We start from the raw sequence: 12,665 nt of genomic DNA on the forward strand, positions 1-12,665 counted from the left end.
CGCATACGGCAGAAGCCGCTGGATCAGCCGCGGCTGGAAAGGCGCGTAGGCGCCCGCGCCGCCGCGCTGTAGGTCAAGCGCCGGGCAGCGTGTCGAGGAAGCCGCGTACCGCCGGGCCGTACCGGTCGTAATCGACCAGGAAGGCATCGTGGCCCTGCGGCGAATCCATGCCGATGAACTGCGTGTCGGCACCGCCGGCGCGCAGGCCGTCGGCGATCTGCTGCTGCTGTTCGACCGGGAACAGGATGTCGGTGTTGGCGCCGATGGCCAGCGCCCGCTGCACGCGGATCTTGGCCAGGCCGGCCATCACGTCGCCGTCGCCGTATTCGGCAAGGTCGAACCAGTCCATCGCCCGGCCCAGGTACAGGTAGCAGTTGGGATCGAAGCGGCGCACGAAGCGCCGCGCGTGGCCTTCCAGGTAGCTTTCGACCTGGAATTCGAGGCCGAACGGGTCGTCGTCGCCCTGTTCCGAATCCAGCCGCACGCGGCCGAAACGGCCGTCCCATTCCAGCGCCGAGCGATAGGTGATGACGCCCAGCTTGCGCGCCATGCGCATGCCCGATTCCGGGTAATGCGCCTCGTCGTAGTCGCCGCCGTTCCACGCCGGGTCGAGGCGGATGGCCTCGCGCTGCAGCGAGCGGATGGCGATGGAGAAGGGCAGGGCCTGGGCGCTGCCGGAAATGTTGATGTGGGTGCGGGCGATGCCGGGGTGCTGCAGCAGCAGCGCCAGCGCGGTCATGCCGCCCATCGAGTTGCCGACCAGGCAGGCCAGCTGCCGGATGCCGAGCGCGCGCACCACCTCGGCCGCGGCGTTGGCGATGTCCTCCACCGACAGCTCGGGGAACGCCAGCCGGTAGGGCCTGCCGGTGGCCGGGTCGAGGGACGCCGGGCCGGTCGAACCCTTGCAGCTGCCCAGCGAATTGACGCAGACCACGAACCAGCGGTCGGTGTCGATCGGCCGGCCGGGGCCAAGCATCGGCTCCCACCAGCCCGGCGCGGGGTTGTCCGGGTGGCTGGCGGCATGGGCGTCGGGCGACAGCCCGGTGACGATCAGGATGGCGTTGCCGGCATCGGCGGCCAGCGTGCCCCAGGTCTCGTAGGCGATGCGCGCGCCGTGCAGCTGGCCGCCGCGCTTCATCGGGAAGGGCGAGGCGAGCGCGTGGAAGCGGCTGCCTTCGGGGATGAACTCGGTCATCGGCCGATTCTAACGGGCATGCGCCGATACGCGGACGTCGCCTGATGCTCCGGCGTCATCAAGGTATGAGGCGTGGTTACCACGGCTGAAGGGGACGACGGCGGTGCCGTCGCCGTGGGGACTTCGGCTGGAAGGGAACGGCGGCGGGCACTGCTGCGTGCCGGCGGCCCGCGGTGCCGGCTCAGGGCACATGATCGCCACGCCGGGACAGCCAGGCATGGATCAGGCCGGCCTGGAAGAACGGCACCGGCGGCTGGAAACCTCCTGCGGCGATGATCGCGGCAATCCGCTCCGGTGGAAGCATCCCGACATCCCGGGTGTACGCATCGCGCATGCGTTCGATGGCATCGGCCGGCACCTCCGCCGCGGCCATGAGGCTCGTCCATGCGCGCAGCAGCACGTCGTAGGCGGGCGAGGCCACGTCCGCGGCCAGGTCGGAGCTTGCGAGAATTCCCCCCGGCGCGAGCCTGCGCGCAATCTGGTTGAAGAATCCGGAACGCGCCGCCGGGTCGAGAATGAACTGGGAAACCAGGAAGCAGGTGGCGGCGTCGAAGCCGTCGGTGGCGGGGAGCGATTCCAGGTAGCCTTCATGGAAATGGCAGCGCGCCGAAACGCCCTCCCTCTCGGCGGCCTGGCGGCAGAGGGCGAGCATCGCGCCGGAGGGCTCCACCGCGGTGAACTGCCAGCCCGGGTGGTTGCGCGCAAGATGCAGCAGTTCCGCGCCGGTTCCGAGCCCGACGCAGAGGATGCGGGCGTCCTGCGGCAGCGGGGCGAAGGCCGAATCCAGCAGCAGGTGCAGGCAATCGCGGATGGGGCGGGTCCTGGCCCAGCGCGCGTCGTAGTCGGCCGCCTGCTGGTCGAACAGCGCCTTGAGTTCGTCCTGGTTCATGGGGTCCGCTCCGGCGGCGGGGTCATGGCTGGCCGAGCGTGATGTCCAACGTCCTGTCCGTCGGCAGGGACAGCTTCACCGGCGCCGATTCGACATCGCCGTCCTGGCGCATGGCGGTGCCGCTGGCGGACAGGCGCGCGAACACTTCCACCTCGTCCAGCGCGGAGAGTTTCTGCGTCGGCATCGGGCTGTCGGCGTCGTCGAGCGTGACCGTGAGCGGCCCGGACTGCGCCGGGTGCCGTTCGACCGCGACCGGCATCGGCGGGCCGCCGGGAACGCGGGCGATGACGAACAGGGTGTCCTTGCCGGCGGCGACGCGGGCCTGCAGTGCAGGCGCCAGGGCGACGCGCACGGTAATGGCGTGGTCGCCCGCGGTGGCGGCAGCAGGCGCGGCCGCGGCGGGCGTCGATGGCGGCAGGCCGGCGTCGGCGCGCGCGGCGTCGATCTGCTCGCGCAGCGCGGCGGCGGCATTGGGTTCCAGCCGCGGCAGCAGGCTTTCCCAGGTACGCACGGCGGCTTCGTCCTGGCCGCGCTGGCGCTGCACGATGCCGATCAGCCACAGCGCGCGTTCGCTGTCCGGTGCCACCTTGCGAGCGTGCTGCAGCCACTGCAGGCCGGTGTCGTCGAACAGCATCTTCGGATGTGCGCGGGCACGCGCCTGCGCGGCTTCGATCAGCAGTTCGGGCTGGTCCGGCTCCAGCTGCAGCGCACGTTCGAACGAGGCGGCCGCATCGGCCACGCGCCCGAGCTCGAGCTGCGAGCGGGCCAGCAGGACCCAGCCCTCGGTGCGCCCGGGGTGTTCGTCGAGCACGGCGCGCAGCTGTTCGACCGCCTGCTCCAGGCTCTGCGGCGCCTCGACGTCGCGCGACTGCAGCGCGGCGGGCGTGCCGAGCCACAGGTACAGGCCCACGGTGGCCACGGCCATCGACGCGACCAGCGTGCCCCAGATCGCGCGCTTGCCCGCGCGCAGCAGCGGCCACAGCATGGCGCCGCCGGCGACGGCGGCCAGCAGCGCGGCCAGCGACAGGAATACCGCCTTCACCATTCGCGTTCGTCCTGGTTGGCATCTTCGGCGGCGGGCGCGGGCAGGGCGCGCCCGCGCCGCTTCACGTGCACGAACAGGAGCGCCGCGCCTGCAAGCAGCAGGACGCCCGGGCCCAGCCACAGCAGCAGGGTGCTGCCTTCCATGCGCGGGCGGTAAAGCACGAACTCGCCATAGCGTTCGACCAGGAACTGCTTGATCTGCGCATCGCTGCGGCCTTCGCGCATGAGGTTGAGGACTTCGCGGCGCAGGTCGTGGGCGATCTGCGCGTTGGAATCGGCCAGCGACTGGTTCTGGCACTGCACGCAGCGCAGTTCGGCGGCCAGCGCGTGGAAGCGCGCTTCCTCGGCGCGGTCGCGGTACTGCAGCGGCGCGGGGTCGCCCATCGGCTGCGCCGCCGCCAGCCATGGCAGGCACAGCCCCAGCAGGAGCGCCGCGAGCCGTTTCATCGGGCGCTCTTCCCGCCGGCGCCGGCCTCGATCTTTTCCAGCGCCGGGATCAGCTGCCGGTCGAGCACGTCCTGGGTGATGGCGCCGCTGTACTTCCAGCGCACGATGCCGCTGCCGTCCACCAGGAAGGTTTCCGGCGCGGCGGCGATGCCCCAGTCCAGCGCGGTGCGGCCTTCCTCGTCGGCGATCACCACCATGTACGGATTGCCCAGCTGTTCCAGCCAGCGCAGCGCGTCGGCGCGCTCGTCCTTCCAGTTGTAGCCGATCACGCGCACGCGCTTGGTCTCGGCGAAACGGGTGAGGATGGGGTGTTCGTCGCGGCACGTCGGGCACCAGCTGCCCCAGACGTTGAGCAGGTAGGGCGCGCCGCGCAGGTCGTGGCCGTTGACCTTGACCTGCGGGTCGTGCAGCACCGGCAGCGAGAAGTCCGGCGCGGGCTTGCCGATCAGCGCCGACGGCAGGCTGTCGCGGTCGGGGCGGCCCGAACGGCTGACGCCGTAGAGCATCAGGCCGACCAGGCCGAGGAAGAACAGCGCGCCGATGATGAGCGCGACCGGCGGCAGGCGATGGGACGGAGGGGGGGCGGAAGGCGTGTCGGACATCAGGATTTCTCGGGCAGCCGGCGGAAGCGGCGGTCGACGGCGGTGACGAAACCGCCCAGGGCCATCAGCAGCGCGCCCAGCCAGATCCAGCGGACGAAGGGTTTGACCTGCACGCGGACCGCCCAGGCACCATCGCCCAGCGACTCGCCCAGCGCAACATACACATCGCCGCCCAGCGCCGGATGGATGCCGGCCTCGGTCATCGGCATGCCGCCGCTGGCGTACATGCGTTTTTCCGGGTGCAGCAGGGCGACCTCGCGGTCGCCGCGGAACACGCGCACGTGGCCGCGGTCGGAGTGGTAGTTGGGGCCGTCGGTGGCGTCCACGCCCTCGAACTCCATGCGGTAGCCGCCGGCTTCGACCGATCTGCCCGGTGCCAGCGCCACTTCATGCTGGATGCTGAGCGCTTCCACCAGCAGCGCGCCGACCAGGAACACGGCGATGCCGGCATGGGCGAGCAGCATGCCCCAGGTCTCGGCGTTGGGGCGCCCGCCGCCGCGCAGGCGCTGCCACAGCACGTACAGCGTGCCGGCGCCCACCCAGACCGCGGCGGCGATGCCGACGGCGGTCTTGAGCCGGCCCTGCGGGGCCATGAACCAGCCGACGACGCCCAGCACCACCGCCAGCGCCGCCCACGGCGCCAGCAGGGCGAGCGGGCGCAGCCCCTGTTCGCGCTGCCAGCGGGTCAGCGGGCCGAACGGCAGCAGCAGCACCAGCGGCGCCATCAGCAGCAGGAACAGCGTGCCGAAGTAAGGCGACCCGACCGAAACCTTGCCCAGGTCCAGCGCGTCGGCCAGCAGCGGGTACAGCGTGCCCAGCAGCACCATCGCGCAGGCGCAGCTGAGCAGCAGGTTGTTGGCCAGCAACAGGCTCTCGCGCGAATTGAGCGCGTAGGCGCGGCGCGGGTCGGCATTGCCGCCGACGGCCGGCGCGCGCAGCGCGTAGAGCAGCAGCGAGCCGCCGATCACCATCGCCAGGAAGATCAGGATGAACAACCCGCGCGCCGGATCGGCGGCGAAGGAGTGCACGCTGGTCAGCACGCCCGAACGCACCAGGAAGGTGCCCAGCAGCGACAGCGCGAAGGCGGTGATGGCCAGCAGCAGGGTCCAGCCGATGAACACGCCGCGCTTTTCCGTTGCGGCCTGTGAATGCAGCAGCGCGGCGCCGGCCAGCCACGGCATGAAGCTGGCGTTCTCCACCGGGTCCCAGAACCACCAGCCGCCCCAGCCCAGCTCGTAATAGGCCCACCAGCTGCCCAGCGCGATGCCCAGGGTGAGGAAGGCCCAGGCCACGTTGGTCCACGGGCGGGTCCAGCGCAGCCAGCGCACGTCGATGCGGCCGTCGAGCAGGGCGGCGATGGCGAAGGCGAACGGCACCGAGAAACCGACATAGCCCAGGTACAGCATCGGCGGATGGATGATCAGCCCCGGGTCCTGCAGCAGCGGGTTGAGGTCGCGGCCTTCCACCGGCGCCGGCAGCAGGCGTTCGAACGGGTTGGAAGTGAACAGCAGGAACGCGAGGAAGCCCACGCTGATCAGGCCCATCACCGCCAGCACGCGCGCCACCACCAGCGGCGGCAGGCGCCGCGAGAACTCAGCCACCGCCGCGGTCCACAGCGCCAGCACCAGCGTCCACAGCAGCAGCGAGCCCTCGTGCGCGCCCCATACCGCCGAATAGCGGTAGATCATCGGCAGCAGCGAATTGGAATTCTCGGCCACGTAACGCAGCGAGAAGTCCTGACGCACGAAGGCCACGGTCAGCACCACGAACGCGCCCAGCACCATGGTCAGCTGCAGCAGCGCGGCCGGGCGGGCGATGGCGACGAACGGGGCGATGCCGCGCTGCGCGCCGACCAGCGGCAGCACGCTCTGCAGCAGCGCCGCCAGCAGGGCGAGGATCAGCAGGACCTGTCCGATCTCGGCGAGCACTCAGCGCGACTCCGCCGGCGCGGCCGTGGCCGGTACCTGGTGCTTGCCGTGGGCCACGCCCATCTTGTCGGCCAGCTCCTTGGGCATGTAGGTCTCGTCGTGCTTGGCCAGCACTTCCTCGGCCACGAACACGCCGCCGGCCATGCGCCCGGTAGCGACCACGGCCTGTCCCTCGCGGAACAGGTCCGGCAGGATCTTGTCGTAGGTCACCGGCAGCCGGGCGTCGCCGTCGGTCACTTCGAAGCGTGCCTGCAGCGCGCCTGGCGCGCGCTGGAACGACCCCTTGGCGACCATGCCGCCCAGGCGGAAGCGCGCATCAGGCGCGACCTCGCCGGCCTTCACCTCGGCCGGGGTGTACAGGTAGGCGACGTTGCGCTGCAGGGCGGTGGCCACGAGCACCGCGGCGATGCCGGCCACGGCGACCACCAGCAGTACCAGCAGCAGGCGGCGGCGCTGGGTCGGGCTCATCGGCTCAGTTCCTCATCGTTGGGGACATTGGCCGCCGCGCCGCGGCTGGCGCGCGCCAGGCGGTTGCGCACCTCGCGCAGCTGCCGTCGCACCTGCAGGCGCGGCACGGCGAAATCCCAGGCCAGCACCACGAAGAACACCGCGTAGGCCAGGGCGACGTACTGGAAATAGGTCATGGCAGTTTCTCCACGCGCTCGCGCACCCAGGCCTTGCCGGCTTCGCGGCGCAGGTTGTCGGCGCGGGCGCGGGCCAGCAGCGAGCCGGCGAACCAGAACTTGGTGGCCAGCACCATCAGCCACAGCGGCAGGATCATGCTGCCGTCCATGCTCGATTCGCCGAACAGGCGGATGGTCTGGCCCTGGTGCAGCGAGTTCCACCACACCACCGAATAGCGGATGACCGGCAGCAGCACCACGCCGACGATGGACAGCAGCCCGGCGGCGCGCGCGGCGGCGCGGCGGTCGTCGATGGCGCCGTACAGGCCCATCACGCCCAGGTACAGGAACAGCAGGATCAGCTCGGTGGTCAGGCGCGGGTCCCAGTCCCACCACGTGCCCCACATCGGCTTGCCCCAGATGCTGCCGGTGAGCAGGGTGATCAGGGTGAAGGCGGCGCCGATCGGCGCGCAGGCCATGGCCAGGATCTCGCACAGCTTGATCCGCCAGATCAGCGCGATGGCGCTGTAGAAGGCCATCAGGCCGAACACGAACAGGCTCATCCAGGCCGAGGGCACGTGGATGTAGAGGATGCGGAAGCTGTCGCCCTGCTGGTAGTCGGCCGGGACCACGGCCAATGCCTGCCACAGCCCGAAGGCGAACAGGGGAAGGGAGGCGACGTAGCACCAGGGCGACCAGCGGGCGGCAAAGGCATCGAAGTAGGCGGGGGAACCCAGCCGGTGGAACCAACCTGCCAAACCTTTGGACATCCGCTTGCTCGCTAGGAAGAACGATGATGGGCTGGACCCCAGCCATCCCGTCGCCGGGCACCGCGCGGCGGGCGCCTGCGGGTGCGTGAAGATTAGCCGAAGACGGCGCGGTTGGCACGGCCAGCCCGCGCCGCTTGGGTCACTTCAGGGTGAGCGTTCCCTTCATCAGCGCCGAGTGGCCGGGGAAGCTGCAGAAGAACGACAGCGGCGCGCCGGCGGCGGTGAGCCTGGCGACCGGGACGCTGAGGGTGGTGCTTTCGCCGCCGCCGACCACCTTGCTGTGGGCGATGACACGCGCGTCGCCGGCCTTGATGTAATCGGCGGCCAGCCCGGCCTTGATGCCGTCGGCGTCGATGCCGGCCATGTCGGCGGTCTTGGCGACCACTACGTTGTGGCCCATCACGTTCTTGGCCATCTTGCCGGTGTGCTTGAGGTTGATGGTGAAGGTGGCGCAACTCTTGGGCACGTCGATGTTGGCCATGTTGTAGCGCATGGCGTCGTTGCCCTCCAGGTTCACCGAACAGGTGCCGGCGGCGGCATGGGCGGCACCGGCGGCGCCGAGGGCCAAGGTGGATGCGAGGATCAGTCTGCGGAACATCGTCAAGCTCCTGTCTGCGGGGGAAGGGCCGCCACGACGGGCGGATGGCCGGCCATGCTGTCGCCGGCGCAATGGGATGACAAGCGACGCAATGTCGCAGGGCAAGCATGCGCCGGCGGCTGCATGCTCAGTCTTCACGGAGGCTGGAAAGCCAGGCCGACACCGCCTGGATGCTGTCTTCGTCCAGGCGCCTGCCGACGCCGGCCATGATGAAATCGCCAGTGGAGTCGTGCAGGTCGCCGGCGCGGTATTCGCCCAGCTTGGCCTGCAGGTAGGCGGCCTGCTGGCCGCGCAGTACCGGGAACGCCGCGTACGGCGTGCGCCCGCTGCGGTCGGCGACATCGGCGCCGGGCATGCCGCGGGCGTCGGCGCCGTGGCAGCCCTGGCACGGCGGAATGCCCTTGGCCGGATCGCCGTGCAGGTAGAGGCCGCGGCCGCGTTCGAGCAGCGCGGCGTCCACCGTCGCGGCCGCGTCGTCGCTGGCGCCGGCCGTCGCCGGATGCAGCGGCAGGCTGGCGTAGTACGCCGCCAGGTCGCGCATGTCCTGATCATCGAGCGTGGCGACCAGCGGCGTCATGGGCGAGGGATGTCGCCCGCGCTTGAGCTCGACCAGCTGCCAATAGAAGAAGTCGGCGCGCTGGCCGCCGATGTTGGGAAAGGGCGGCGCGGTGCCGCCGCCGTCCTCGCCGTGGCAGGCGCTGCAGACCTGGGATTTCTCCTTGCCGGCAGCGGCATCGCCGGCGATGCGCGGAGCCGTGCGCAGGTCGAGGTAGCGCGGATGCAGCGCGGGGGCGGGGGTATCGTCGTCGGCGCCGGCGGCATGGGCCAGGCCGGACAGCCCGGGCGCGGACAGGCCGAGCAGGGCGCCGCCGCAGAGCACGGACAGGAGCAGGGCGGGACGTTTCATAGCGCCACCTCGAGCATCATCCCCAGCAGGTTGACGCGGTAGCCGGACGGGCCGCCGTCGGTATAGACGCGGTGGTCGTAGACCAGCGTGTCGCCGAAGCCGAAGTAATGCCAGTCCGACAGATCGCCGCGTTCCCACGTGTCGAACACGCGCAGCCGCATGCGCTGGCCCAGCGGCATCGACAGGCCGGCGGTGAGCGTATTGACCCGGTAGACCATCGCCGGGTAGCTGCCGCCGGCCAGCGGCGCGTTGGCCGGCGTGGTGAGCGCGTCGGGCGAGTTCATGCGGTAGCCGGTGCGGCCGCGCGAGGAGGTCCAGTTCCACGCCAGGTCCAGAGTGGCGCGGCCGAGCCGGCGGCTGAGGTTGAGGCCGGCGTAGTGGTTGCGCTGGGTATCATCCATCCACCAGCGGCTGGCCTCGGGATAGGTGGGGCCGCCGAGTTGCGGGTCGCTGCCGACGGCGTCGTTGACGTTGGCGAACACCAGTTCCGAGCGGTCGTGGCCATACCAGGCGCTGGCGGTGGTGGCCGGGCTGGGCTGCCATTCCCACTGCACGCTGGTGGCGTAGCTGTCCAGCTTCTGCCGCCCGATCCGCGCGTCGTAGTGGTTGCGGTCGCCGCGTGCGGAGACGTACAGGGTCATGTCGCGGGGCAGGACGAAGGTCGCCATCAGGTCGAGCTTGTGCTGGGTTCGCGAGGCGATGTCGTACTTGCGCAGTGCCGCGACCGTATGCGGCCCCAGGCCGGCGGCCGGTTCGACGAAGCCGGGCAACGCGCTGGAAAAGGTGAATTCGTAGGGGTCGTAGTAGTACGCGCTGCCGCCGCGGTCCAGCCAGGTGTAGTTGGCGCGCAGGCTCAGCCAGTCGGCGGTGCGGTTGTTCCAGCTCAGCTTCACCGTGTTGTCGCGGGTGGTGGCGACCTCGCGGTGGGCACGCTCGATCCAGGTGAACGTGTAGGTGGCGCCGAGCGTATTGCGGGTGGACGGGCGCCAGTCCATGCCGGTGGAGATTTCGCGGGTTTCCTTGTCCAGCGGCAGGTTGCGGATGCGGGTGAGCACGGAACTATTGGCGCCGCCATCCCACAGGCCCATTTCGCCCGGCACCACCGAACCCTGCGCGCCGTTCTCGGCGATGTAGCCCCACTGGTCGGTGAGCGGGTTGTAGGACCAGTAGGTGCCGGCGTAGTCCTCGCGCAGGTAGCGCGCGGTGCTGCGCCAGGTCAGCCCGTCCATCGGCTGCAGCACCAGCCGGGCGTCGAATTTCTGGTTGTTGATCGCCAGGTCGGCGCGGTCGCGCGACAGCGCGGCGGTGGTGTTCCAGTTGGCGCAGTCGGCGATGAACGGCGGCGCCAAGTTCTGGCCGAACCGGCCCTGGCAGTCCATCGGCGGCAGCAGATGGTCGTTCTGGCGCATCGTGGTCAGCGCCGCGGCAAGGGTGAAATCGCCCTTCCACGCCGGCAGCCTGCGGCTGAAACTGGCGCCGACGCGGTGGTAGTCGTTGTCCGGCTCGTAGGCGAACGAGCCCTGGTACAGCGGCGGTGAGTTGGCGCCGGCCACCGAGCTCACCGCGAACGGCACCTCGTAGCTGTAGCCGCGGCTGGCATGGCGGAAGAACGAGCCGGTGTAGCTGACGTCGCTGCGCCACAGGTTGCCGACGAAGCGCAGGCCGCCGGTGAAGTTGAGCGTGCTGTCGTCGATCGGTCGCGGAATCTCGTAGATGCCGCCGTTGTTGGCGAAGGGATAGTTGAAGAAGAACGGGCCGCCGAACGGACGCGCGCCCTTGCGTTCCTCGTGGGTGAGGCTGGCGTAGGTGGTCCAGCGCGGGTTGAGCAGGTAGTTGATGCTCACGCCCTGCTTGTCGCGCACCACCGCCAGCGTGGTCAGCGGCTGCGCGGCGGACACGGCCGCGACCTGTGCGGGAGTGCTGCCGGCTGCGGACAGCCCCGGCTTGAGGGTGAGGCGGTCGCTGCCCACGCCGTCCCAGATCGAGCGCGCGTTGCCGCTGAGCACGTTGGGCGTACTGCGCGCGAAGGCCTGCACCCTGTAGCGCCCGGCCTGCCCGAATATCGCGCGGTAATACTGGTTGTCGCGGTCCAGGCGGCTCAGGCGCACGTCGGCGTAGCGGCCGTCGGCGGCGCGTCGAAGGCTGAAATCGGCCTGCAGCACGACGCCGTTGTCCGGGTCGCGGAAGCGGCGCCAGTTGCTGTTGGCGGTGTCGCCGCTGGCGTGCAGGTAGCCCAGCGCGACGTCGCCCGACCACTGCCAGCCGCCGTCGCCGGCCGGCTTCAATGCCGGCATCAAGGGGTTGCAGCCATACAGGAAGCCGGTGGGCGTGCGTTTGGCGCCGGCGGTCAGCCAGCTGGTGCCGTCCGGATCGCAGCCGCGCCAGCCGATGCGGCCGGACGGATCCAGCCAGTTGCCGAACTGCAGGTCGACGCCGGCACCGCTGTCCTGCGCCTGGGCCAGCCCGGCCAGCAGCGCGAGGGACAGCAGCGACCAGCGGCAGGCATGGGGGCGTTTCCACATGTGCATGGCGTCCTCCCGTTACTTGTGCAGGCGTGGGCCGGAGGGATGGTTGGAGCCGTGGACCTGCGCATGGCAGGTGATGCAGCCGCGGCCCATCAGGCGTTCGTCAGGCGTCATGCCGTTGCCGAGCGACAGCTCCGTCTGCAGGTCGTTGGGGTGGCGGGTGTGCGAGTGGCACTGCTGGCACAGCATCGGGATCGGCGCGACCAGCAGGGCGTGCTGGTTGGAGCCGTGCACCTGGTGGCAGTTGAGGCAGCTCTCGCGCACCGGCGCGTGTTCGAACAGGAACGGCCCGCGCTTCTCGGCGTGGCACTGGTAGCAGGTTTCGTTGACCGTGTCGGTCTTGAGCAGGGTGGCGTTGAGCGTGCCGTGCGGGTTGTGGCAGTCCACGCAGCTGATCGCCCCTTCCGGCAGCGGCATGTGCGAGCGGCGGTTGAACTGCTGGCGGATGTCCTTGTGGCAGGTGGCGCAGGTCTCGCTCACCGACTGCTTGGCGGTCAGGCCCTCGGCGGAGAACTTCTGCATCGGGTTGTGGCAGTCGCTGCACGACAGGTCGTTGCGCTGGTGGATCGACCCCAGCCACACATCGCGCGGACCGCCGGAGTGGCAGCCCAGGCAGCTTTCGGTCTGGTTGGCCACCGGCGTGCCGCCGTCGTGGGTGAAGGCGATGATCGAACCCTTCGCGGTCGGGGTGGCCGCGTGCACCGAGCCGGGGCCATGGCAGGCCTCGCAGGTGGCGGTGGCGGGATTGGCGGCCAGCGCCACCTGCATGCCCAGCGCGTGCGCGGTATGGGCGAAGTTGTCGTTCTCCTTGGCGTGGCAGGCGGTGCAGACCTGCTCGCCGACCGCCTTGGCCTCCGGATGCGCCTGGTTGCGCGCCGGCACCGCGTCGGCGAAGCCGGGCGGGGCGTCGAAGCCATGCCCGGAAACAGCGGAGGCGAAGCGGGTCTCGGGGAGCTTGACCGCCTGCGCCAGGGGATCGGCCTTGACCGGAGCGAGCCAGGCCGCGGAAACCAGCACCGCGGTGGCGAGCAGCATCACGAATGCGAGATAGAACCGCACGTTCCTCTCCTTTGTCGTCCCTGCCGGCGGGTGGGTGACAACAGCGTAATGAGAATTACGGTGTGATTCTGGGAAAGC

Annotated in this window: 13 protein-coding genes; all 13 read right to left on the reverse strand. The window is 70.4% G+C overall.

What is annotated here, in order from left to right; translation table 11 throughout:
* Positions 1 to 73: 73 nt before the first annotated feature.
* The 13 genes from metX to ABTV91_RS10245 all read right to left on the reverse strand — a co-directional run bounded on the left by metX (position 74) and on the right by ABTV91_RS10245 (position 12,587).
* Complete coding sequence (gene metX / locus ABTV91_RS10185; protein ID WP_433851330.1) at positions 74 to 1,195, reverse strand: homoserine O-acetyltransferase MetX; 1,122 nt, start codon at positions 1,193 to 1,195, stop codon at positions 74 to 76.
* A gap of 181 nt (positions 1,196 to 1,376) precedes the next feature.
* Complete coding sequence (locus ABTV91_RS10190) at positions 1,377 to 2,084, reverse strand: class I SAM-dependent methyltransferase (protein ID WP_433851331.1); 708 nt, start codon at positions 2,082 to 2,084, stop codon at positions 1,377 to 1,379.
* A gap of 22 nt (positions 2,085 to 2,106) precedes the next feature.
* Entirely contained in the window at positions 2,107 to 3,129 is a 1,023-nt protein-coding gene (locus ABTV91_RS10195) for a tetratricopeptide repeat protein (protein ID WP_433851332.1), read from the reverse strand.
* Positions 3,123 to 3,575 carry a cytochrome c-type biogenesis protein gene (locus ABTV91_RS10200; RefSeq protein WP_433851333.1) on the reverse strand — a complete coding sequence of 151 codons (453 nt, stop codon included), beginning with the start codon at positions 3,573 to 3,575 and terminating at the stop codon, positions 3,123 to 3,125. Before ABTV91_RS10200 ends, ABTV91_RS10195 begins: the two co-directional genes overlap by 7 nt.
* Positions 3,572 to 4,177: a DsbE family thiol:disulfide interchange protein gene (locus tag ABTV91_RS10205; protein ID WP_433851334.1), complete on the reverse strand. Its 606-nt coding sequence runs from the start codon at positions 4,175 to 4,177 to the stop codon at positions 3,572 to 3,574. Before ABTV91_RS10205 ends, ABTV91_RS10200 begins: the two co-directional genes overlap by 4 nt.
* A complete protein-coding gene (locus ABTV91_RS10210; protein ID WP_433851335.1) occupies positions 4,177 to 6,105 on the reverse strand; it encodes a heme lyase CcmF/NrfE family subunit in 1,929 nt (642 codons plus the stop codon). The genes ABTV91_RS10205 and ABTV91_RS10210 overlap by 1 nt, the downstream gene beginning before the upstream one ends.
* Complete coding sequence (ccmE, locus tag ABTV91_RS10215) at positions 6,106 to 6,573, reverse strand: cytochrome c maturation protein CcmE (protein WP_433851336.1); 468 nt, start codon at positions 6,571 to 6,573, stop codon at positions 6,106 to 6,108.
* Positions 6,570 to 6,749: a heme exporter protein CcmD gene (gene ccmD / locus ABTV91_RS10220; protein ID WP_433851337.1), complete on the reverse strand. Its 180-nt coding sequence runs from the start codon at positions 6,747 to 6,749 to the stop codon at positions 6,570 to 6,572. The genes ccmE and ccmD overlap by 4 nt, the downstream gene beginning before the upstream one ends.
* A complete protein-coding gene (gene ccmC / locus ABTV91_RS10225; protein WP_433851338.1) occupies positions 6,746 to 7,498 on the reverse strand; it encodes a heme ABC transporter permease CcmC in 753 nt (250 codons plus the stop codon). The genes ccmD and ccmC overlap by 4 nt, the downstream gene beginning before the upstream one ends.
* Before the next feature lie 139 nt (positions 7,499 to 7,637).
* Entirely contained in the window at positions 7,638 to 8,096 is a 459-nt protein-coding gene (gene azu, locus ABTV91_RS10230) for an azurin (protein ID WP_433851339.1), read from the reverse strand.
* Positions 8,097 to 8,223: 127 nt separating this feature from the next.
* Positions 8,224 to 9,003: a c-type cytochrome gene (locus tag ABTV91_RS10235; RefSeq protein ID WP_433851340.1), complete on the reverse strand. Its 780-nt coding sequence runs from the start codon at positions 9,001 to 9,003 to the stop codon at positions 8,224 to 8,226.
* Positions 9,000 to 11,525 (reverse strand): MtrB/PioB family outer membrane beta-barrel protein, encoded by a 2,526-nt coding sequence (locus ABTV91_RS10240; RefSeq protein WP_433851341.1) that lies wholly within the window; start codon positions 11,523 to 11,525, stop codon positions 9,000 to 9,002. The genes ABTV91_RS10235 and ABTV91_RS10240 overlap by 4 nt, the downstream gene beginning before the upstream one ends.
* 18 nt (positions 11,526 to 11,543) lie before the next feature.
* Positions 11,544 to 12,587 carry a DmsE family decaheme c-type cytochrome gene (locus tag ABTV91_RS10245; RefSeq protein WP_433851342.1) on the reverse strand — a complete coding sequence of 348 codons (1,044 nt, stop codon included), beginning with the start codon at positions 12,585 to 12,587 and terminating at the stop codon, positions 11,544 to 11,546.
* Between the last annotated feature and the right edge of the window lie 78 nt (positions 12,588 to 12,665).

This window comes from Stenotrophomonas nitritireducens, from assembly GCF_050984405.1.
Taxonomy (GTDB): Bacteria; Pseudomonadota; Gammaproteobacteria; order Xanthomonadales; family Xanthomonadaceae; genus Stenotrophomonas; species Stenotrophomonas nitritireducens_B.